The following is a 23,510-nucleotide window of genomic DNA, read 5'->3' as shown; positions in this document are numbered from 1 at the left end:
TATTTGTATTTCTATTGGGTTGATTTCATAAGTATTAAGGGAAGTTTGATATGAGTTTTTTTAAGAATCTGTTTGGTAAGCAGCGAGAGCGAGAGCAAGAGGAAGAGAAAGTAGAAAAGGTTGAAGAAGCAGTGCTTGATGTGCCTTCTGAAGATTCTTTTCCGAGTGAGTGGGGATCTTTCTCAACCTATATTGATGACAAGTTGGCTAGTATCCGTCTGAATCTAGCTCTTGCTGATGAGGCACCCTATTCTCTCTATACCTATGCTATGAGGCTTAAGATTTCGCTCCTCCAGTATGATGGGGAGACGGGTTTTCCATCTAGCAGTGAGTTTGGAGAGCTGAATGTGATTGAGGACCGGCTTACTGAGGCTTTGGGCCAGGTCGGTGGCATTCATGTCGGTGTGATTACGACAGATGGAAATATTGAGTTTTACTACTATCTGCAAGATAAGAAAAGCCATCTGGAGCCGATTGCAAACGTGATGCGTGACTTTCCAGACCGCCGCTATGACTCAGCGACCTTGGAAGATGAGGAGTGGGATCAGTACTTTGACTTTCTCTATCCTAATGAATACGAGTATCAGACCATTCTCAACCAGCGGGTCTGGTACCAGCTGGAGCAGGACGGCGATGACCATAGTCAGGAGCGCGAGATTGACCATTGGGCCTATTTCGCTTCTGAGGAAGACCGAGATGGTTTCCTAAAGGAAATCGAAGAACTGGGATATAGCCTCGTATCTGCTGAAAAGATAGAAGATGCGGACAAACCATATCAGCTGCACGTGATTCGTATGGATACGACGGAAATCTTTGATTTGAACCAGAATGTTTGGACTTTGGTCGAATTTGTGAAAAAATTTAACGGAAACTATGGCGGTTGGGGCTGTAATGTGGTATAATGGTTAAAGTTTTGAGAAAGCTGGACTTTCTCTTTTGTGGAAGATTACTCAAGAGGCTTAAGAGGCTGTGTTGGAAACGCAGTAGGCGTGTAAAAGCGTGCGTGGGTTCGAATCCCATGTCTTCCGTCATAAGTTGCAAGAAACGCTATTTGGCGTTTTTTCTATTTGAAAAGGGTTATGAAAGTAAGGTGATTCTTTTTGAAAATGAGTTTTTTGGAAATGCTTGAAAACAATTTCAGCAAAAAAAATAAGTAAATTATTGTTCAATTTCTCTAATAGTGTGGTAAAATGGGATTAATGGATTTTTAAAAAGGATATAAATTAAAGGGAGAATTATGTTTTTTAAACGTCAAAAAGGTAAGTACCACGAAGTAGAGCGTGTGACTCGTTTTAAGCTGATTAAATCGGGTAAGCATTGGCTACGTGCTGCAACATCGCAGTTTGGCCTTTTTAGATCAATGAAGGGGGGAGGCCTTTCAACGATCGAGCTCAAGGTAACCGAGCAACCAGTTACCGATAAGAAGAGCGGCATAGACTTTTTGAGGGGCATTGTCGCTACGGGGGCCGTCCTGGGCGGTGCTCTTGTGACCAACACAACCGTCCACGCAGAAGAAGATCAGGCTCTGGAAAAAGTCATCGACACGACAGACGTTTTAGCGACACGTGGTGAAACAGTTTTAGGAGAAGAAAGCAGTGCTGCTGAGGCAGCGACCGCAACGACAAGCTCACATACTGAGTCAGAGTCTGTATCAGATACATCCTCAGCCAGTGCCAGTGCTTCTGTCAGTGCATCTATCTCTGCCAGCATCTCAGCTTCAGAGTCAATGTCACAGTCTAGCTCTGCCTCTATCAGTGCTAGCACATCTCAAGTAGTCTCAGATTCCTTAAGTGTATCTGAGTCTCTTTCAGTATCTTCAAGTGCATCTGATTCAGTCAGTGCTAGTACTAGTCAGCCAACCAGTTCTTCTCAGTCAGTTTCTGCCAGTCAGACCTCTGCATCGTCTGCATCAGAAACCGGCAACTCTACAAGCAACCAGCAGTCTACAGAATCCTCTAGTCAGACTGGGCGTAGAAGAACGCGTCGTGATGTAGCGAATGCTACTGATACAGAGAGACCTGTTGTTGATTTTCCTGGAGAAATAACTGTCTATCGTGGCGAAAGTTTTGAGTTTGTTGCGACAGCGACTGATAATTCAAATGCTTTCGATATCAATAAGACATATGTTCGTTGGTATAATGGTACTGATTCTGGTAGGGGAACTGAATGGATTGAAAAAACTGTCACTCAAGAAGGTAATCTACTAAAGGTCAAGGTTCATGGGAATGTGCCAGTAAATACAGATATTGGTCACTATACTCGGTATGTTATGGTTACTGATGCTGCAGGGAACCAAAACGTTTCTAATGAGGAATTTTCAGCTGCTCTTACAAACAAGGACAGAATTCTTAATGGTCAGTTTAGGATTGTTATTCGATACAGACCAAATCTTCCGGAGAATACTGTATTAGTCAACAATCCTAATCAATTATCTGAGGCTGAAAAAAATCAGGTCAGAGAAGCGATTAAACGGAGCAATCCAAACTTAAGAGTGATAGATGTAGCAAATAGAAACTTAAATACAGCTATTTCTGTTTCTAATAATGGTACGACTACTATAACATTCGCAGATAAGCGAACGGCCACTGTTGAGGGCAGTAAGTTGGTAGATACAAGAGAAGGAAGTACTTCCAAATCTGCAAGCACCTCCGCATCCGTCAGTGCCTCTACCTCAACAATCGAATCTATTGCGGAAAGTAAGTCAGCCTCTGCTAGTGCCTCAACTTCAGCAAGCAGTTCCGCGTCCACGAGCGCGTCGGTAAGTGCAAGTACCTCAGCATCGACGAGTGCATCAGTAAGCGCAAGTACTTCAGCGTCCACAAGTGCATCTGTATCTGCAAGCACATCCGCGTCCACGAGCGCGTCGGTAAGTGCAAGTACATCTGCCTCAGTGAGCGCAAGTACGTCCGCTTCAACGAGTGCATCAGTATCCGCAAGTAGGTCTGCGTCGACGAGTGCGTCAGTATCTGCAAGCACCTCGGCTTCTATGAGTGCATCAGTGTCAGCCAGCACGTCTGCGTCGACTAGCGCTTCAGTATCAGCAAGTACATCGGCGTCCACAAGTGCGTCAGTCAGCGCCAGCACCTCCGCGTCCACGAGCGCGTCAGTCAGCGCCAGCACCTCCGCGTCCACGAGCGCATCAGTAAGTGCAAGTACGTCTGCTTCAACGAGTGCTTCAGTCAGCGCAAGTACATCCGCCTCGACGAGTGCCTCAGTCAGCGCAAGCACATCGGCATCTACGAGCGCGTCAGTCAGCGCAAGTACCTCAGCATCGACGAGTGCGTCCGTATCAGCAAGTACGTCCGCGTCCACGAGTGCGTCAGTGAGTGCAAGTACGTCAGCGTCCACGAGCGCATCAGTAAGTGCAAGTACGTCAGCATCGACAAGTGCGTCTGTATCTGCCAGCACGTCAGCATCTACTAGCGCGTCAGTGAGCGCAAGTACGTCAGCATCGACAAGTGCGTCTGTATCTGCAAGCACCTCAGCGTCGACAAGTGCATCTGTGAGTGCAAGCACCTCAGCCTCCACAAGTGCATCCGTATCTGCAAGCACCTCAGCGTCTACTAGCGCATCGGTAAGTGCAAGCACGTCCGCATCGACTAGCGCGTCAGTATCAGCAAGTACGTCAGCATCTACTAGCGCGTCAGTATCAGCAAGTACGTCTGCCTCCACGAGTGCTTCAGTATCAGCAAGTACGTCAGCGTCCACGAGCGCATCTGTATCAGCAAGTACGTCCGCATCGACTAGCGCATCGGTAAGTGCAAGTACGTCGGCATCGACCAGCGCGTCCGTAAGCGCAAGTACGTCAGCGTCCACAAGCGCTTCAGTATCCGCAAGTGAATCAGCGTCAACCAGTGCGTCAGTGTCTGCCAGCACGTCCGCCTCAACGAGTGCGTCAGTATCCGCAAGTACGTCCGCGTCGACGAGTGCATCAGTAAGTGCAAGTACGTCTGCTTCAACGAGTGCATCAGTGAGTGCAAGTACGTCCGCGTCGACTAGCGCATCAGTGTCAGCCAGCACGTCTGCGTCGACTAGCGCTTCAGTATCCGCAAGTACGTCCGCGTCGACGAGTGCGTCCGTAAGTGCAAGTACATCAGCTTCAACGAGTGCATCAGTGTCAGCCAGCACGTCTGCGTCGACTAGCGCTTCAGTATCAGCAAGTACATCCGCGTCTACCAGCGCATCAGTAAGTGCAAGTACGTCAGCCTCCACAAGTGCGTCTGTATCTGCCAGCACGTCCGCATCGACAAGTGCTTCAGTGAGTGCAAGCACCTCCGCGTCTACTAGCGCGTCAGTCAGCGCAAGCACCTCAGCCTCAACGAGTGCATCAGTAAGTGCAAGTACCTCAGCCTCAACGAGTGCGTCAGTTAGTGCAAGTACGTCCGCGTCTACCAGCGCCTCTGTATCTGCAAGTACGTCTGCTTCAACCAGTGCGTCCGTTTCAGCAAGTACGTCCGCATCGACGAGCGCATCAGTGAGTGCAAGCACGTCCGCGTCCACAAGCGCGTCAGTGTCTGCCAGCACGTCCGCATCGACGAGTGCGTCAGTGTCTGCAAGTACATCTGCGTCCACAAGCGCGTCAGTATCTGCAAGCACGTCCGCATCGACGAGTGCGTCAGTATCTGCAAGCACCTCGGCTTCAACAAGTGCGTCGGTAAGTGCAAGCACGTCCGCATCAACGAGTGCATCAGTGTCAGCCAGCACGTCTGCGTCGACTAGCGCTTCAGTATCAGCAAGTACATCCGCGTCTACCAGCGCATCAGTAAGTGCAAGTACGTCAGCCTCCACAAGTGCGTCTGTATCTGCCAGCACGTCCGCATCGACAAGTGCTTCAGTGAGTGCAAGCACCTCCGCGTCTACTAGCGCGTCAGTCAGCGCAAGCACCTCAGCCTCAACGAGTGCATCAGTAAGTGCAAGTACCTCAGCCTCAACCAGTGCGTCAGTTAGTGCAAGTACGTCCGCGTCTACCAGCGCCTCTGTATCTGCAAGTACGTCTGCTTCAACCAGTGCGTCCGTTTCAGCAAGTACGTCCGCATCGACGAGCGCATCAGTGAGTGCAAGCACGTCCGCGTCCACCAGTGCATCAGTTTCAGCAAGCACATCTGCGTCCACGAGCGCGTCAGTGAGTGCAAGCACATCGGCATCAACCAGTGCCTCAGTGAGCGCAAGCACGTCCGCGTCCACCAGTGCATCAGTTTCAGCAAGCACATCTGCGTCCGCAAGCGCGTCAGTATCTGCAAGTACGTCTGCATCAACGAGTGCGTCAGTATCAGCAAGTACATCGGCGTCCACGAGCGCATCTGTATCAGCAAGTACGTCCGCATCGACTAGCGCATCGGTAAGTGCAAGTACGTCAGCCTCCACAAGTGCGTCAGTTTCTGCAAGTACTTCCGCATCGACTAGCGCGTCTGTATCTGCAAGTACGTCCGCTTCAACGAGCGCGTCTGTAAGTGCCAGCACGTCCGCGTCGACGAGTGCGTCTGTAAGTGCAAGTACATCCGCGTCCACGAGCGCGTCAGTGAGTGCAAGCACGTCCGCATCGACAAGTGCTTCAGTGAGTGCAAGCACCTCCGCGTCTACTAGCGCGTCAGTCAGCGCAAGCACCTCAGCCTCAACGAGTGCATCAGTAAGTGCAAGTACCTCAGCCTCAACCAGTGCGTCAGTTAGTGCAAGTACGTCCGCGTCTACCAGCGCCTCTGTATCTGCAAGTACGTCCGCTTCAACGAGTGCGTCAGTTTCTGCAAGTACGTCCGCGTCTACCAGCGCCTCTGTATCTGCAAGTACGTCCGCTTCAACCAGTGCGTCCGTTTCAGCAAGTACGTCCGCATCGACGAGCGCATCAGTGAGTGCAAGCACGTCCGCGTCCACCAGTGCATCAGTATCAGCAAGCACATCTGCGTCCGCAAGCGCGTCAGTATCTGCAAGTACGTCTGCATCAACGAGTGCGTCAGTATCAGCAAGTACATCGGCGTCCACGAGCGCATCTGTATCAGCAAGTACGTCCGCGTCTACCAGCGCCTCTGTATCTGCAAGTACGTCCGCTTCAACCAGTGCGTCCGTTTCAGCAAGTACGTCCGCATCGACGAGCGCATCAGTGAGTGCAAGCACGTCCGCGTCCACCAGTGCATCAGTATCAGCAAGCACATCTGCGTCCGCAAGCGCGTCAGTATCTGCAAGTACGTCTGCATCAACGAGTGCGTCAGTATCAGCAAGCACATCTGCGTCCGCAAGCGCGTCAGTATCTGCAAGTACGTCTGCATCAACGAGTGCGTCAGTATCAGCAAGTACATCCGCGTCTACCAGCGCATCAGTATCTGCCAGCACCTCGGCTTCCACGAGTGCGTCTGTATCAGCAAGTACATCCGCGTCTACCAGCGCATCAGTATCTGCCAGCACCTCGGCTTCCACGAGTGCGTCTGTATCAGCAAGTACATCCGCGTCTACCAGCGCATCAGTAAGTGCAAGCACGTCTGCATCAACGAGTGCGTCTGTATCTGCAAGCACGTCCGCATCGACAAGTGCTTCAGTGAGTGCAAGCACCTCAGCGTCTACTAGCGCGTCAGTCAGCGCAAGCACCTCAGCCTCAACGAGTGCATCAGTAAGTGCAAGCACATCTGCGTCCGCAAGCGCGTCAGTATCTGCAAGTACGTCTGCATCAACGAGTGCGTCAGTATCAGCAAGTACATCCGCGTCTACCAGCGCATCAGTATCTGCCAGCACCTCGGCTTCCACGAGTGCGTCAGTATCAGCAAGTACATCCGCGTCTACCAGCGCATCAGTATCTGCCAGCACCTCGGCTTCCACGAGTGCGTCAGTATCAGCAAGTACATCCGCGTCTACCAGCGCATCAGTAAGTGCAAGCACGTCTGCATCCACGAGTGCGTCTGTATCTGAAAGCACATCCGCATCGACAAGTGCTTCAGTGAGTGCAAGCACCTCAGCGTCTACTAGCGCGTCAGTCAGCGCAAGCACCTCAGCCTCAACGAGTGCATCAGTAAGTGCAAGCACATCTGCGTCCGCAAGCGCGTCAGTATCTGCAAGTACGTCTGCATCAACGAGTGCGTCAGTATCAGCAAGTACATCCGCGTCTACCAGCGCATCAGTATCTGCCAGCACCTCGGCTTCCACGAGTGCTTCAGTATCAGCCAGCACCTCAGCGTCTACCAGCGCCTCAGTAAGTGCCAGCACGTCTGCATCTATCAGCGCCTCAGTTTCAGCAAGTGAGTCAGCTTCAATTAGCTCATCTGCGAAAGCGAGTGAATCTGCATCGACGAGTGCATCTGTAAGTGCAAGTACGTCTGCATCGACGAGTGCATCAGTGAGTGCAAGTACGTCCGCGTCGACGAGTGCGTCCGTATCCGCAAGCACATCCGCGTCGACGAGTGCGTCAGTGAGTGCAAGTGAATCTGCATCGACGAGTGCATCCGTAAGTGCAAGTACATCTGCCTCAACGAGTGCATCAGTTTCTGCAAGCACATCAGCGTCTACCAGCGCATCTGTATCTGCCAGCACATCAGCGTCTACCAGCGCATCTGTATCTGCAAGTGAATCTGCGTCAACCAGTGCGTCAGTATCTGCAAGTACGTCCGCATCAACGAGCGCGTCTACAAGTGCAAGCACGTCAGCTTCAACTAGTTCATCTGCGAAAGCGAGTGAATCAGCGTCAATCAGTGCATCAGTATCAGCAAGTACATCCGCTTCCACGAGTGCGTCCGTATCAGCAAGTATGTCTGCTTCCACGAGTGCGTCCGTAAGCGCAAGTACGTCCGCCTCAACGAGTGCATCTGTATCAGCAAGCACATCTGCATCGACCAGTGCTTCAGTGAGCGCCAGCACGTCCGCCTCAACGAGTGCATCTGTATCAGCCAGCACGTCTGCATCGACAAGTGCATCAGTGAGTGCAAGTACGTCCGCGTCTACAAGTGCGTCAGTGAGCGCCAGCACGTCCGCCTCAACGAGTGCATCTGTATCAGCCAGCACGTCTGCATTGACAAGTGCATCAGTGAGTGCAAGTACGTCCGCGTCTACAAGTGCGTCAGTGAGCGCAAGCAAGTCTGCCTCCACGAGCGCTTCAGTATCCGCAAGTATGTCCGCATCAACCAGTGCATCAGTATCAGCAAGTACATCCGCATCCACCAGTGCATCCGCTTCAACGAGCGAATCCACTTCAGTAAGTGCATCTGCTTTAGCGTTGGCAAGTATATCTGCTTCAGTAAGTGCCTCAGAATCTGCCAGCACTTCGGCTAGTCTGTCTGGTTCAGAAAGTGCTTCGATTAGTGATTCTCAGTCAATCAGTGAGTCTACCTCAGTAAGCACCAGCACATCAGTCTTGCATAGTCAGCTGGATCTGGTTCATGAGAAGGAATTCTACTCATTAAGCATTTCTACAAGTGAGTCACTGTCAGCAGCAGTCAGCCTCAGTGAGCTTGTTCGTGTCAGTCAGTCTGTATCGGAAAGCCTGTCTACGAGCCTGTCAGCTAGTCAGAGCACATCTGAAAGCCTGTCCGCTTCAGCAAGACAGTCTGAACTGGATCTGATTTCCAGAGGTCGTCTGCCTCAGACAGGGGAAACGGAGAGCAAGGCTTCCATCCTGGCTTTGGGCTTAGGAGCATTGGGCTTGGCCTTCAAGAGACGTAAAAAGAAAAGCGACTCTGAGGAGTAGCAGTAAATAGAGCCAATCAGTTTATCTTTTAGTCCGTCAAAAGTCCACTCTGTTAGTGAGCTGTGGAAGTGATGGACAAAGTAAGCCTTAAGGAAATAATTTGATTATTTCTGGTGCTTGCTTCCTAAAATCCTAGACTAGAAACTAGTAAAAAGAAACCGAGAGGCAATAGAAACAGGAAGTTTTGACAACTTCCTGTTTTTTTGACAATTTAGTAGAAAAAAGTGTTCTTTATTCTGTAGGAAAGTCTTTGAGAATATAGATTTTTTGGACAATATTTTATATAATATCAAGTATAGAAATGATGTTTTAGAGTTTATGAAATGAAAGAGTAAGGGAAGAAATGAAAACGATTGTTTTGGTTGGGGATCAGGCCTATCAAGAGCAAGTTTCGACTGCAATTAAGTCGATTTTATATTACAATAAAAATGTAAAAATCTATGTTTTCAATCAGGGATTGAGCGACGAATGGTTTCGTGATTTTAATGAGCTGGCTGAGCAGCTGGATAGTGAGTTGGTCAATATCAGCTTGGAGCAAGTGACTATCAGTCCAGAGTGGCTGACTCAGGACCATATCAGCTCAGCAGCCTATGCTCGCTATTTCATTCCGCAGTTTGTGGCAGAGGAGCGCGTCCTTTATCTGGACAGTGATCTGGTGGTCAATAGAGATTTGCAACCTTTATTTGATATTCCTCTGGAAGGTAAGCTTGTGGCAGCGGTTGGAGATGCCGGCGGTTATGGCTTTAACTCTGGCGTTCTGCTAATTGATAATCGAGCTTGGAAAGAAAGGCAGCTGCAGGAGATCTTTATCAAGGAAACGGACCGCATCATGGGCTTGGTCCAGTCTGGCCAGATGGAGGATTTTAACGGCGATCAGACAGTTTTAAATCATGTGCTGGCTCAGGATTGGCTGCCCTTGGATAAGATTTACAATCTGCAGGTAGGCCATGACTTAGTGGCCTTTTACAGCGGCTGGGATGGTCATTTTGAGCTGGCTCAGGAGCCGTTGATTATTCATTATACGACCTACCGTAAGCCTTGGAATTCTGAGATCAGCTATCGCTACCGTCAGCTTTGGTGGGACTTTCAGGCCTTGAGCTTGGCGGAGATTTCAGCCCATCATCGGGGAGAGTTTGAGATGCAAGACCGTTGGGAGAAGGCAGCTCTGAACTGCATGCTCCTGACAGATGTACAGGAGCTGGAGCAGATTGAATTTTTAGCCCAGTCCCTGCCTAGCGTTCATTTTTATATAGCCTGTTACACAGATATGGGAGATTATCTGCGCTCTTTGGATCGCTATGAAAATATCCATCTCTATCCGCAGGTTATTCATGCAGTGCTGGATGAGCTCATTGATAAGTGCCAGGTCTATTTGGATATTCACCATGGAAGCGAGCACTATCAGCTGAGTAGTCGTTTCAAGGCACTTGGCAAGCCGGTTCTGGCTTTTGACAATACTAAGAAAAATGAAAAGGAAGAACTGGTCTATCCCCATGAGCACCCTCAGGAGATGGTGAGAAAGCTGCGCAGTCTGATGAAAAAAGAGAAGCCGCAAGTCTTTCGGGCTGTGGTGCTGGCGGCTAATGCTGCCTATAGTGAGCAGGTCTTAACCACCATTAAGTCCATCGTCTGCCACAATCGCTTTATCAAGTTTTATGTCATCAACAGTGATTTTCCGACAGAGTGGTTTGTCAGCATGCGGAAAAAGCTGGCCAAGCTGGACTGCCAGATTGTCAATGCTCGGGTGGATGGCAGTCATATTAGTCAATATAAGACTAATATCCATTATTCAGTTTTTTTGAGATATTTTACGGCTACTTTTGTACAGGAAGATCAAGCTCTTTATTTGGATTGCGATATTGTAGTAACTCGTGATTTATCGGAAATTTTTGCAGTTGATTTAGGTTCCTATCCGCTTGGAGCGGTAAGAGATCTGGGTGGAGAAGTTTACTTTGGCGAGCAGATTTTTAATTCAGGTGTTTTACTAATTAATGTGAACTACTGGAGAGAAAACGATATTGCGGGTCAATTGATTGAGATGACTGATAACTTACATGATAAAGTTACTCAGGATGATCAAAGCATTCTCAATATGCTCTTTGAAAACCGCTGGCTGGAGCTGCCTTTTGCTTATAACTGCATTACGCTACACACGACCTTTTCGGACTATGAACCTGAAAAAGGTCTCTATCCGCCTGTGATTCACTATCTGACCGAGCGCAAGCCTTGGAAAGAGTATACCCAGTCTATCTATCGTGAGGTCTGGTGGTTCTATCAGGGACTGGATTGGTCGGATATGCAGGAGCCTGTCGGAGCCCTGACTCAAAAGATGGTGGAAGGTGAAAGGGGCTCAAGTCTGTCCTGCCTAGTCTACACCTACTCTTGTGACCTGATGCATATCAACTATCTGATTCAATCCCTGCCTGCCTGTCATTTCTACATCGCTGCACCGGTAGTGGTAGCAGAGCCAATCACGCGTCTGCTCCAGTATCCTAATGTCAGCGTCAGTTCAGATATTGCGGGCATTCCGGCTCTCTTGGAGTCGCTGGAAACCAAGTCTCAGCTGTTGCTGGATATCAATGCTGGTGATGAGGTAGGGGACATTATTGCTCGCTTTAAGTCTGCCGGCAAGCCAGTCTTTGCCTTTGATAGTATAGTCCATGGCCAGCAGGGGCAGGAAGTCTTTCCAGCTGATAATCCTGAAGCCATGGTGCAGGCTATTGAGAAACTAGCCTTGGCCGAGCCTGAGGAGCGGCAGATTTCTGTACTCTCTATTGACCAATCGCTGGATTATCTCTTGGAGAAAGGTGCTTCAGTGGTTCGTTTTGGAGATGGGGAGATGGATTTGATTGCGGGCCGTAGTATCGTCTATCAAGACTTTGATCCAGAGCTGTCATCACGCTTGAGAGAGATTATGTCTATGGAAAGCAATGAGCGTTTGATGATTTGTCTGCCCGATGTCTTTACAGGGCTAGAGCGCTATTCCATCGATGCCCAGAATTTCTGGAGTCTAAATCATTTGCCACATTTTCTTGAGAAATATAAAAATATTTGCCGAGCACCTTGGTATGGATCGACCTTTATTTCCCGTCCTTATATTGACTTGGAAGATAAGACGCCGTCTGCGGGCTATTTTGCAAAGCTTAAGCAGCTTTGGCAGGACAAGGATCTCTTGATCGTAGAGGGCTTGACTTCCCGCTCTGGTGTGGGCAATGACCTCTTTGATGGGGCTAAATCCATCAAGCGGATTATCTGTCCTTCGCGCAATGCTTACAGCAAGCTGGAGGCGATTAAGCAGGCTGTTCGAGAGCATGCGGATAATCGTCTGATTTTGACCATGCTGGGTCCGACGGCCAAGGTCTTGGTCTATGATCTGGTTCAGGAAGGTTATCGAGCGCTGGATATTGGGCATATTGACTCAGAGTATGAATGGTTCCAGATGGGAGCTAGCCACAAGGTCAAGCTGTCGCACAAGCATACGGCTGAGCACAACTTTGATCAGGATATTGAGTTTAGAGACGACCAAGCTTATGACAGTCAGATTGTTGCCAATCTGGCTCAGGAATGAAGATTAGAAAAAGAATATGAAAGTTAATATTACCAATCTATACGGTATGTCTGGCCAGAGTACGGCTTTGATTGCCCAGAATGATGTGACCAAGCTAGCCAAGCAGCTGGGCTTCAATGAACTGAGTTTTTATTTTTACGATATTTACAGCGATAGCCAGTCGGAGCTCAGTCGTCGTCTGGACGGTATCATGGCTAGTGTGGGCTATGGCGATGTGGTTATCTATCAGTCGCCGACTTGGAATGGCCGGGAGTTTGACCAGGCCTTTATCAGCAAACTGAAGATTTTGCAGGCTAAGCTGATTACCTTTATCCATGATGTGCCGCCGCTGATGTTCCCGTCAAACTACTATCTGATGCCGGAGTATATCGATATGTACAATCAGTCAGATGTAGTCATCGTTCCTTCTGAGCAGATGCGGGACAAACTTCTGGCAGAGGGGCTGACTGTGGACAAGATTTTGGTCCAGCGCATGTGGGATCATCCCTATGATCTGCCCCTGCACCAGCCTCAGTTTGCACCTAAGCTGTATTTTGCCGGAAGTGTGGAGCGTTTTCCACATCTGATTAATTGGTCTTATGCAACGCCACTGGAGATTTTTTCGCCTGAGGAAGAATCAAATCCAGAGGCCAATGTCAGCTATCGCGGCTGGGTCAGCCGGCCAGAATTGCTCTTGGAGCTGTCCAAGGGCGGTCTGGGTCTGGTCTGGGGTGTTGAGGAAAATCCAGCAGACGAGCCGGAATACTACGGTCTCAATATCTCTCATAAGTCTGCCACTTATCTGGCAGCTGGGATTCCGGTCATCGTCCCTTCTTACCTGTCCAATGCAGAGCTGATCCGCGAGCGCGGTCTGGGCTTTGTTGTAGATAGTCTGGAAGAGGCCAGTCGGATTGTTGAAAATCTGACTGCAGAGGAATATCAGGCTATGGTCGAGCGGGTTAGAAAATTCTCTTTCCTGCTCAAGGAAGGTTATTTTAGCAAAAAAGTCTTAGTAGATGCGGTGATGGAAGTCTTATCTTAGAGCTTTTCCAGCCATCGTCATGAGGAGTCAGTGTGAAGTCATTTTTTAAATCGGTCATTATCAAGAAGTTTCTGTGGACCTTATTTTTCTTATTTATCTATGTCTTGGGAACCAAGCTGACCCTGCCTTTCGTCGATATGAGTAAGGCAGCTGCCATGGACGGAACCTCTACGACCTTGAACTATGCGACAGCCCTGATGGGGGGGAATCTGCGCAGTATGTCGCTCTTTTCTGTCGGCTTGTCTCCTTGGATGTCCTCTATGCTGATCTGGCAGATGTTTGCTGTGTCCAAGCGCCTAGGCTTGAGTAAGCTCCCTCTGGAAGTGCAGGAAAGGCGGCGGATGCTGCTGACCTTGGTCATTGCCTTGATTCAGTCAGTAGCGCTGGTCCTAAATCTGCCATTGCAAGAAGCAGGTGGGGTGGATATGACTACGATTATGGTCTTAGATACCTTGGTCTTGATGGCTGGGACTTACTTTCTCATCTGGCTGACGGATTTGAATGCTGCCATGGGACTTGGCGGCTCCATCATGATTGTCATGGCCAGCATGATTGCCTACATTCCGCAGGATATTTGGAACTCCATTCAGGAGCTGAAGATTTCTTCACTTTGGCTGGCCTTGATGCTGGTTTTCAGTCTAGTCTTTCTCTATCTGGCTGTTACAGTTGAACGGTCCAAGTACCGAATTCCAGTCAATAAGATCAATATCCATAACCGTTTCAAGAAATACTCTTATCTGGATATTCGTCTGAATCCTGCTGGTGGGATGCCGATTATGTACGCTATGACCTTGGTCAGCATTCCCCAGTATTTCCTTTTGATAATCCACTTTCTCCAGCCGGACAACCAGTTGATTGACCATTGGATAGAAGCACTGTCTATGGGAAGTCCAGCTTGGTTTATCCTCTATCTGCTGACTATTTTCATCCTGGCACTGGCCTTCGCCTTTATCAATATCAGTGGCGACCAGATTGCTGAGCGGATGCAGAAGAGTGGAGAGTATATTGAAAATGTTTATCCGGGAGGAGCAACCCGCCGGTATATCAATGGTTTGGTGACCTATTTTGCACTAGTGGGGGCTTTCTATCTTATCCTGATTTCTGGTCTGCCTATGATGGTGGTCCTTCTGGACATTCGCTATCTGCGGCTCAGTATGATTCCGGGGATTTTTATGATTTTTATCGGGATGGTCTTTTCTATTAAGGACGAGGTGGATGCCTTGACGCTTAATGACCGTTATCGTTCATTGTTATAGGAGAAACTATGTATTACTTTATTCCTTCATGGAGTGGCAGTGGGAATCGGGTTTGGCACCGGGATATTGTCCCTTGGTACCGCTCCATGCAGCGACTGGAGTTTGATGACTCGATTCATCAGATTCGGATTTTTCAAAGTGAGAATCTGCCAGTCCAACTGCTTTTGCCAGCCTATATGCCGCATGCCCGCTACCTCTTGCATCGGCAGGATATTTTTGAGACGGACTATTACTCGGTTTTTGATGAGATTCAGGGAATCCAGTCTAAAGAAATGCAGGTCTTGCAAATCAAGGATCTGGATTGGGAACCAGACTGTGAGTTTGTCTATACGCCCTTTCTAATCATGGTCCGCAGGCAGGGACAGCTCTATGCCCATGTCGAGTTTGGAGTAGAAGGCTTTATCAGCTTCATCAAGTTTTTCAAGGATGACCGGCTGGAGAAGTTTTATATCTTTGATGATCGGGGCTTTGTCTCCAGTATTACCTACTATGAAGAGGAGCAGCCCCTTTATCAGGACTACCTGCAGCCGGATGGTGACTGGCGGATTCGTGAGCATCTCAAGCCTGACGACTTTCGGGTAGAGGTTAATCCTGCTTACTTACTGGACTTTGATAAGCTGGAGTATGAGCGGATGCCGGACTTGATTTTGGAGAAATTGGGCCACTATATCGAGCGTAATGCAGAACCGGACAGCCGCTTCGTCCTGGCAGCGCATCCTTTATACACTCAAGCCATTCTGCGCTTATTGCCTAAGAATGTTCAAATTATTCTCAGCTTTTTCCACGAGCGCAATCATACAATAGATTGGCCAGCTTTAGAAGCAGATTTGCAGCAGGCAGATTTAGTCTTGACTGATCGTATGGATTTCAAGAAGGCTATTCAGCGCTACCTGCCTGGGCAGGCTCAGAAGGTGCATTACCTGTCGCCTTTTGATACTCGTCTGCAGCTGGGCAAGAGCCAGCGTCGTCGTGAATCCAAGATTTTTTATCAGATTAATCTGGAAGAAGGGCTTAATGACTATGCCGTTTTCAAGGTTCTCCACTATGTGGCCAAGCATCCGGATACGGAGCTGACTATCGGTGTTTACAATGCCTGGCAGGAAGGAATCCAAAAGGTGGAGACCAAGGTGCGGGAGGTTATTGATGAGTATCTGAATCAATATGAATTTGTCAAGAACTACCGCCGCAGTGAGCAGGCTGAGAATGCCCTGCTGGAAAATCAGGAGCAGGACCTCCGTTTCACTATTAAGAATATCACGGACGAGCTCAGCTTGATTCAGGAGTTGGACGATACGAGGTTAATCATTGACCTGAGTGAGCAGCCCAATCTCTATACGCAGATTGCTGGGATTTCTGCTGGGATTCCGCAGATCAATCTGGTGGGCTCGGACTATGTGACCCATCTGCAAAATGGCTATATCTTGGGCTCTATCTCTGATGTTCCGACTGCTGCAGACTATTACTTGGAAGGTTTGAAAAATTGGAACCAGGCCTTGATTTATTCTATTGAAAAAATCCATCATAATACTGGTCTGGAGCTGATTGGCCGGTGGGAGCAGTGGCTCAAGGAGGCTGAGAATGCAAAATAAGCTGAAAATCTTACAGATTGGCTCAAGCGATTGGAGCAAGGAGCTTGCTATTCCGGACAATATGGCCTGGTATTATTTCTTTCCCAACTCCAATCTAGCTATCAAAAAGGTCATGGAGATGGATAAGATTGGCAAGTTTGATGCGATTCTGGTGGACGATTTGCGTCGGATTCCAGATTTGTTTATGATTGAGTCCAAGATTATTCCTTATACAGTTTTCTATGATCAGGAACAGGAAACCCAGGAAGCGGATATTGAGTACTTCCTCAAGCGTCACTGTGCTCAGCCGACGGATATGAGCGATCGAGTTGACCTGCTCCGCAAGCTGTCCAAGGCTCTCTTTTCCGGTCAATATGGGGATAAGATGACCCCGCTTGATATGGTGGTTAGCCCCGGATTTCGGGGCAAGATTTGCTACAATGGCTATGAAAATCTAGAGTTGGAAGGTGACTTTGGTCAGGACTTTCAGTCAATCCTGTCTTGGAAATACAATATTATAGCCAACAAGTTCAATCCAGTTGAACTTTGGCTTGAATATGAAAAGTCAGGCAGCTGTGAGCTGCGGCTGCGCCTCTATAATATCCAGGAAGGCTCGACTGCAGACATTGCTCGCGAGACTGTTTTCGCAGAAGAGGATATGCGGGAATCCATGGTTCTGGACAATGACTTTACTTCCTATCTGGGCGTCAGTTTGGAGGCTAGAGGCGAGGGACGGATTCAGGTCGGCGCTCTGCATCAGCGCTTGACCCGCTATGAGTTTGGTAAGTATGTTCTGGGTGGGAAGATTTTTCGTGATAGCCACCGTCAGGAGATTAATTACTTCTTTTATCCGGGTGATTTGAAGCCGCCTTTGGCTGTTTATTTCTCTGGTTACCGTCGGGCGGAAGGCTTCGAGGGCTTTGGAATGATGCGGAGTTTAGGCTGTCCTTTTCTCTTGTTTTCAGATCCGCGCGTGGATGGCGGTATGTTTTATCTGGGCAGTCAGGAGCTGGAGAGCAGTATTCATAAGATTATCCAAGAGCATTTGGACTTTCTGGGCTTTACCGAGCGGGATCTAATCCTATCAGGTATGTCTATGGGGACCTACGGTGCGGTTTATTACGGCTCAGAGTTTCGTCCGCGGGCTATTGTTTTGTCCAAGCCCTTGGGAAATCTAGGCACTATTGCCCAACGTGGTCGTTTACGCCTGCCTAAGGTCTTTCCGACGGCGTTAGATGTCCTTCACCGTCACACAGGTGGCAAAGATCTGGAGCATGTAGAGGAGCTGAATCGCCGCTACTGGCGTAAGTTTGAGAAGGCTGATTTCAGCCGGACGACCTTTGGTATCGCCTACATGAAGGAAGAAGACTATGATCCGACGGCCTATGAGGACCTGGTAGCGGCTCTTCATCTAACCGAAGCTAAGCTGATTAGCAGAGGTGTCCCTGGTCGGCATAATGATGACTCTACTATAGCTATATCTTGGTTTATGAATTATTATCGAATGATATTGGAAAAGGAATTTGGGAGAAAGAAATGAACATTCAAAAAAGAAAGGGCATTTACTGGGGAGAGCTGAGAGGGGTTTCGGCAGCTGGTAAAATGACTGACTTTACCTATCTATATGGAACTACCCTTATTATTCATTCCCCTTCACATATATTTTTTGAAAATAAACTGATGGCATCCGGCCAGACCATCCATGAATGGTCTTCCAAATGGAACTATCAGCGAGACCGGCAGGTGCCTGCTCTCCCCTTGCTCAAAAAGGGAGCTCGCTATTGCCTGTCTAGAGATATGACCACCTATCCTGAATCCAGCGTCTTTCTGAAAATCATCTTCTTTGACCGCTATGAGAAAGAAATCAGTAATCAAGTGGAGCGCTCGGAGAGTATGATCTTTACCTACCCAAACGAAGCCTATAGCTATAAGGTTCAGCTGCTGAGTGCAGGAGTTGAGTCCTTAGAGTTTCATTGCCTAAACATTGACCAAATCATAGAGGAGTCTGATGATTAAAAATCATTTTCAAATTCAGCGCTTAAAGAAAATCTTAGCCAAAGTCAAGAGCTTTGAGTCAGAAATGGCTGGCCTGTCAGACGCTGAGCTGCGGAAGAAAACTCAGGAATTTAAGGAGAAATTGGCCGCAGGTGAGACTTTAGACGACCTGCTGCCGGAGGCTTATGCTGTGGTGCGGGAAGCGGACAAGCGGGTGCTGGGCATGTTCCCCTACGATGTTCAGGTCATGGGGGCGATTGTTCTCCATGAAGGCAATGTCGCTGAGATGGCTACAGGCGAGGGTAAGACCCTGACGGCTACCATGCCGCTCTATCTCAATGCCCTGTCTGGTCAAGGAGCTATGTTGGTGACCACCAATACCTATCTGGCTCTGCGGGATGCTCAGGAAATGGGGCAGGTCTATCGTTTTCTGGGGCTGACTATTGAGGCTGCGGTGGTAGCAGATGAGACTGAAAATCTGACGCCCAAGCAGAAGCGGCTGATTTACCAGGCGGATATTGTCTATACGACCAATAGTGCCTTGGGCTTTGACTATCTGATTGAGAATCTTGCAGAGAATAAGGATAGCCAATATCTTAGTCCTTTCAACTATGTCATCATAGACGAGATTGACTCCATCCTCTTAGACAGCGCTCAGGTGCCTTTGGTTATCTCTGGTGCTCCTCGGGTTCAGTCAAACTTCTATAGTATCATGGATACCTTCATTACGACTTTGAAAGAAGACGAGGACTACCACTACGATGACGAGAAGAATGAAGTCTGGCTGACATCAAAAGGTATTTTAGCGGCAGAGTCTTTTCTTGACTTGGAGCATCTTTTTTCCAAGGAAAATCAAGAGTTGGTCCGCCATCTCAATCTAGCCTTGCGGGCTCATAAACTCTATAAGAAGGACAAGGACTATGTTGTCCGCCAGGGTGACAAAGAAGCAGAAGTTGTACTTCTGGACCGCGCAACCGGCCGTCTGCTGGAAATGACCCGGCTTCAGGGAGGCCAGCACCAGGCCATTGAGGCCAAGGAGCATGTCAAGCTGACGGAGGAAACGCGGGCCATGGCTTCCATCACCTATCAGAATCTCTTCCGGCTCTTCCGGAAAATCTCTGGTATGACTGGGACTGGCAAGGTGGTTGAGAGCGAATTTATGGAGACTTACTCCATGTCTGTCATCAAGATTCCGACCAACCAGCCAGTTATTCGACAGGATTTGCCAGACCAGCTTTACCAAACCCTGCCAGAAAAAGTCTTTGCTTCTCTGGACGAGGTCAAGCACTACCATGCTCAAGGCAATCCACTCTTGATTTTCACCGGCTCAGTGGAGATGTCAGAGATTTACTCTTCCCTACTGCTGAGAGAAGGCATCGCCCACAATCTGCTCAATGCCAACAATGCGGCGCGTGAGGCGCAGATCATCGCAGAGTCTGGGCAGAAAGGTGCTGTGACGGTGGCTACATCCATGGCCGGCCGCGGTACGGATATAAAGTTGGGACCGGGTGTCGCTGATTTGGGTGGTCTCGTGGTGATTGGTACTGAGCGGATGGAGAACCAGCGGATTGACCTACAGATTCGTGGCCGTTCAGGCCGCCAAGGTGATCCGGGGATTAGTAAGTTTTTCATCTCGCTAGAGGATGATCTGCTCAGGAAGTGGGGGCCAGATTGGCTCAAGAAGTTCTATAAGGACTACTCAACTGAAGAAGTTCAGCAGCATCCAGTCCACCTGGGACAGCGCCGCTTTAGACGCTTAGTAGCTAAGGCCCAGAGAGCGAGCGAAAGCAGTGCCAAGATGTCCCGTCGGATGACGCTGGAATATGCCCAGTGTATGAAGATTCAGCGGGAGATTACCTATGCTGAGCGCAATCGCTTGATTCAAGCTGAAGAGCGGATTGATGAAGAAATCAGCCGTGTCCTCAGTCAGGTCATTCATCAGGCGGCCTATGAGCAGTCCTATGAGACGCGAGCTGACCTCTATCGCTTTATTTTAGACCATTTCAGCTATCATGCTGAGCGTATTCCTTATGATTTCGATATTTATTCGCCGGAGAAAATTGCAGAGCTCTTGCAGGATATTGCCGAGCAGGAATTGCAGGCAAAGAAAGACTATCTCAAGTCTGACAAGCTCTTTACCCATTTTCAACGGGTGTCCGTTCTCAAGGCTATTGATGAGAACTGGGTCGAGCAGGTGGACTATCTGCAGCAGCTCAAGACAGCCTTGAGCGGTCAGCATTTCTCTATGAAAAACCCTCTGGTAGAATACTACCAGGAGGCTTACGATGGCTTTGAATATATGAAGGAGCGCATGAAACAGCAGATTGTCAAGAATCTTTTGATGAGTGAATTGGCACTCAACCCTAAAGGAGAAGTCATCATGTACTTCCCGTAAGACGAGGAGAATATGACAGTATATAACATCAACTTAGGCATCGGCTGGGCGAGCAGCGGTGTAGAATACGCCCAAGCTTATCGGGCCCAGCTTCTGCGCAGAATCCAGCAGCCGGCTAAGTTTATCTTTATGGATATGATTTTAGCGGATAATATTCAGCATCTGACGGAAAATATTGGTTTTCTGGATGAGGAAGTTATCTGGCTTTATAATTACTTTACTGATATCAAGATTGCACCGACGACGGTGACGCTGGATCAGGTGTTGGCTCAAGTCGCAGGTCAGCCGGAGCGCTCGGAGAGAGAGGGCAAGATTGTCCGTTATTTCTATCCGCAGGATGATCAGTTTATCACTTGCTATCTGCGACAGGAAGATCAGGACTTTGTGGAGCATGTGGAGTATGTCTCGCGGGGGAGATTGATTCGCAAGGATTATTTCTCCTATGTCCGCTATGCCAGCGAGTACTTTGCACCCCACAATGACGCTGCAACCCTCTACCAGCGCCGTTTCTACCATGAAGACGGCAGTGTTGCCTATGACATGCTGATAGAGGATGGTCAAGAAGAGCTCTATCGTTTTCCAGACCGGATTTTCTATTCCAAGGCTGAGCTGGTTCGTTATTTTCTCCAGTGTTTGCAGCTGCAGGCGGATGATGTGGTCATCTTGGATAGGGAGACAGGGATTGGTCAGGTTGTCTTTGAAGAGAGCCAGAAGGCTAAGCTGGGAGTAGTGGTCCATGCGGAGCATTTCAGTGAAAATGCCAGTAGCGACGACTACATTCTCTGGAACAATTTCTATGACTACCAGTTTACCAATGCAGACAAGGTGGACTTCTTCATCGTGGCAACAGAGGCTCAGAAAAGGATTCTAGAGCAGCAGTTCCAGCATTACTCGGACAAGCAGCCCAAGATTGTTACCATACCGGTAGGGAGCCTGGACCAGCTGACTTATCCCAAAGAGCCTCGCAAGCCTTTCTCTATGATCACGGCTTCGCGTCTCGCTACGGAAAAACATATTGATTGGCTAGTGGCAGCAACTGTCCAAGCCCATGCCCAGTTGCCTGAGCTGACTCTGGATATTTACGGTAAGGGGGGCGAAGAGGACAAGCTGCGTCGCAAGATTGAGGAAGCAGGAGCTCAGGACTATATTCGGCTCAAAGGGCACGCAGATTTGAGTCAGATTTATGCAGGCTATGAGCTTTATCTGACAGCTTCAACCAGTGAAGGCTTTGGTTTGACTCTCATGGAAGCGGTCGGATCAGGTCTGCCTCTCATCGGCTTTGATGTCCGCTATGGCAATCAGACTTTTATCGATGATGGTAAAAATGGCTATCTGCTGCCGGTCAGTTCCAATCAGGTCGAGGACCAGATTATTGCTGCTTTTGTGGAGAAAATAATAGCTCTCTTTAGCCAAGGACGCCAGCAGGAGATGAGCCAACACTCTTATCAAGTGGCCGAGAATTATTTGACCAGCCGGGTTGAAGCGGCTTGGTCCCAGCTTTTAAAGGAGGTCAGAGATGATTCAGCTCTTTGATTATTACAATCAGGAAACACAGGATCTGCATGATTCCCTCCTTGCAGCTGGCTATGACTGTCCGACCATTGTCATTGAGGCCAATGGCTTTCTGCCGGACGACATGATTTCCCCCTATACTTATTTTTTAGGGGATGAAGAGGGAGCAGACCACCCGCTCTTTTTCAATCAAGTACCAGTGCCACCTTTCTGGGAAATCACAGGCGATTATCAGGCGGCGCGTGTCAGTGACATGGGAGAAGAAAGAGCACGGATTCACTATGCAAGTCAGGCCAAGGGTCGCTTGGTCAAACAGGTGGATTGGCTGGATAAAAAAGGCCAGCGGCGACTGAGTGAGCGCTATAATAAGCAAGGCCGCTGCTTTGCCAAAACAGCCTATAAATCAGGCCAGGAGGCTTTCAACACAACCTACTATAGCACAGACGGTCAGGAGCGCATCGTGGAAAATCATGCCACTGGTGACATCATCCTGACTCTGGACCAAGAGCCGATGCGGATGTTCAAAAGCCGAGTGGATTTTATCCGTTTCTTTTTAGAGCGGCTAGACTTTGACTTGGATCACATTCTCTTTAATTCGCTGGCTTATTCTTTCCTGGTTTCCCACAGCTTGACAGGCCGAGCTGGGCAGGATATTCTTTTCTGGCAGGAACCTCTGTATGACGAGCTTCCGGGCAATATGCAGCTGATTCTGGAAAATAGCCAGCTGCGGACGCAGACCATTGTCATTCCAGATTTAGCAACTTATGAAAAGGCCAAGAGTCTGGCAGCGACTGACCAGCAGCAGAAGTTCCTGCATCTGGGCTATCATTATGACTTCAAGCGGGACAACTACCTACGAAAAGATGCCTTAATCTTGACCCATTCGGATCAGATTGAAGGCTTAGAGACCTTGGTTCAGTCCCTACCACAGCTAGTCTTTCGCATTGCTGCCCTTACGGAAATGTCACCTAAACTCTTGTCTATGCTGTCCTATAAAAATGTCGTCCTTTATCAAAATGCCAGTCTCAAGCAGATCGAGCAGCTCTACTTGGAATCGGACATTTATCTGGACATCAATCACGGAGGTCAGGTCCTGCAGGCAGTTCGCAAGGCTTTTGAGAACAATCTCTTGATTCTAGGCTTTGAGCAGACCCTGCATGACAGGCACTACATTGCCCAACAGCATATTTTCGACAGCAGCCAGCCAGCTCAACTGGCATCAACTTTGGAAGAAGCCTTATCTGGTGTTGAGCAGATGCGGTCGGCCTTGCAAGCTCAAGGTCGACATGCCAATGATGTACCCGTCAGTCTTTATCAGGAGACTCTCCAAAGCTTGTTAGGAGGTCAGCATGGCTAAAAAAGATTTATTTTATAAGGATATTGAGGGACGGTTAGATGAGCTCAAGCAAGCCAAGCCCAAGAAAGAAAAGGCCAGCTTGGGAGAAAATCTCAACAAGGCCTTTGTCATCGCCTTGGGCATGATGATCTTGATTGGCTTGATTTTTACATTGATTGGAGCCTTGAGGAAATAAA

General features: G+C 48.8%; 13 protein-coding genes, 1 tRNA gene and 2 pseudogenes. 15 read left to right on the top strand and 1 reads right to left on the bottom strand.

From position 1 onward, the window contains the following. Positions 1-50 precede the first annotated feature (50 nt). The 3 genes and pseudogenes from FOC72_RS06210 to FOC72_RS11725 all read left to right on the top strand — a co-directional run. Positions 51-902, top strand: coding sequence for a DUF695 domain-containing protein (locus tag FOC72_RS06210; protein ID WP_002895941.1), 852 nt, complete (start codon positions 51-53; stop codon positions 900-902). A gap of 38 nt (positions 903-940) precedes the next feature. Then, positions 941-1,028, top strand: a tRNA-Ser gene (locus FOC72_RS06205). A 209-nt stretch (positions 1,029-1,237) separates the two neighbouring features. Continuing rightward, positions 1,238-1,429 (top strand): annotated as a pseudogene (locus FOC72_RS11725) (KxYKxGKxW signal peptide domain-containing protein); the annotation flags it as partial. An 89-nt stretch (positions 1,430-1,518) separates the two neighbouring features. Here the strand turns inward: FOC72_RS11725 and FOC72_RS11720 are convergent. Next, the gene (locus FOC72_RS11720; protein WP_032914197.1) at positions 1,519-1,764 is read right to left on the bottom strand and encodes a hypothetical protein; all 246 of its coding nucleotides are present in this window, start codon (positions 1,762-1,764) and stop codon (positions 1,519-1,521) included. Between FOC72_RS11720 and FOC72_RS11715 the strand changes: the two are divergent. The 12 genes and pseudogenes from FOC72_RS11715 to asp4 form a co-directional block, all read left to right on the top strand. After that, positions 1,727-2,572, top strand: a pseudogene (locus FOC72_RS11715) (sialoglycan-binding domain-containing protein); the annotation flags it as partial. The gene FOC72_RS11720 and the pseudogene FOC72_RS11715 sit on opposite strands and share 38 nt — an antisense overlap. 414 nt (positions 2,573-2,986) lie before the next feature. After that, complete coding sequence (locus tag FOC72_RS06200; RefSeq protein ID WP_437344466.1) at positions 2,987-8,662, top strand: LPXTG cell wall anchor domain-containing protein; 5,676 nt, start codon at positions 2,987-2,989, stop codon at positions 8,660-8,662. 343 nt (positions 8,663-9,005) lie between these two features. After that, entirely contained in the window at positions 9,006-12,230 is a 3,225-nt protein-coding gene (locus tag FOC72_RS06195) for an SP_1767 family glycosyltransferase (protein WP_002895939.1), read from the top strand. A gap of 16 nt (positions 12,231-12,246) precedes the next feature. Further along, positions 12,247-13,251 (top strand): sugar transferase, encoded by a 1,005-nt coding sequence (locus FOC72_RS06190; RefSeq protein WP_002895938.1) that lies wholly within the window; start codon positions 12,247-12,249, stop codon positions 13,249-13,251. 32 nt (positions 13,252-13,283) lie between these two features. Continuing rightward, the gene (gene secY2, locus FOC72_RS06185) at positions 13,284-14,507 is read left to right on the top strand and encodes an accessory Sec system protein translocase subunit SecY2 (protein WP_002895937.1); all 1,224 of its coding nucleotides are present in this window, start codon (positions 13,284-13,286) and stop codon (positions 14,505-14,507) included. 8 nt (positions 14,508-14,515) lie between these two features. Continuing rightward, positions 14,516-16,096 (top strand): accessory Sec system protein Asp1, encoded by a 1,581-nt coding sequence (gene asp1, locus FOC72_RS06180; protein ID WP_002895936.1) that lies wholly within the window; start codon positions 14,516-14,518, stop codon positions 16,094-16,096. Next, positions 16,086-17,615 carry an accessory Sec system protein Asp2 gene (gene asp2, locus FOC72_RS06175; protein ID WP_002895935.1) on the top strand — a complete coding sequence of 510 codons (1,530 nt, stop codon included), beginning with the start codon at positions 16,086-16,088 and terminating at the stop codon, positions 17,613-17,615. Before asp1 ends, asp2 begins: the two co-directional genes overlap by 11 nt. Next, positions 17,612-18,091, top strand: coding sequence for an accessory Sec system protein Asp3 (gene asp3, locus FOC72_RS06170; RefSeq protein WP_002895934.1), 480 nt, complete (start codon positions 17,612-17,614; stop codon positions 18,089-18,091). The genes asp2 and asp3 overlap by 4 nt, the downstream gene beginning before the upstream one ends. Then, positions 18,084-20,465 carry an accessory Sec system translocase SecA2 gene (gene secA2 / locus FOC72_RS06165; protein ID WP_002895933.1) on the top strand — a complete coding sequence of 794 codons (2,382 nt, stop codon included), beginning with the start codon at positions 18,084-18,086 and terminating at the stop codon, positions 20,463-20,465. The genes asp3 and secA2 overlap by 8 nt, the downstream gene beginning before the upstream one ends. A gap of 12 nt (positions 20,466-20,477) precedes the next feature. Beyond that, on the top strand, positions 20,478-21,998 hold the full coding sequence (gene gtfA, locus FOC72_RS06160; protein ID WP_002895931.1) for an accessory Sec system glycosyltransferase GtfA: 1,521 nt from the start codon (positions 20,478-20,480) through the stop codon (positions 21,996-21,998). Next, positions 21,982-23,334: an accessory Sec system glycosylation chaperone GtfB gene (gtfB, locus tag FOC72_RS06155; RefSeq protein ID WP_002895930.1), complete on the top strand. Its 1,353-nt coding sequence runs from the start codon at positions 21,982-21,984 to the stop codon at positions 23,332-23,334. Before gtfA ends, gtfB begins: the two co-directional genes overlap by 17 nt. After that, complete coding sequence (asp4, locus tag FOC72_RS06150; RefSeq protein WP_002895929.1) at positions 23,327-23,509, top strand: accessory Sec system protein Asp4; 183 nt, start codon at positions 23,327-23,329, stop codon at positions 23,507-23,509. The genes gtfB and asp4 overlap by 8 nt, the downstream gene beginning before the upstream one ends. Position 23,510 lies beyond the last annotated feature (1 nt).

It is taken from the genome of Streptococcus sanguinis (assembly GCF_013343115.1).
GTDB lineage: Bacteria > Bacillota > Bacilli > Lactobacillales > Streptococcaceae > Streptococcus > Streptococcus sanguinis_H.
This window is presented reverse-complemented; position numbering and strand designations above follow the sequence as displayed.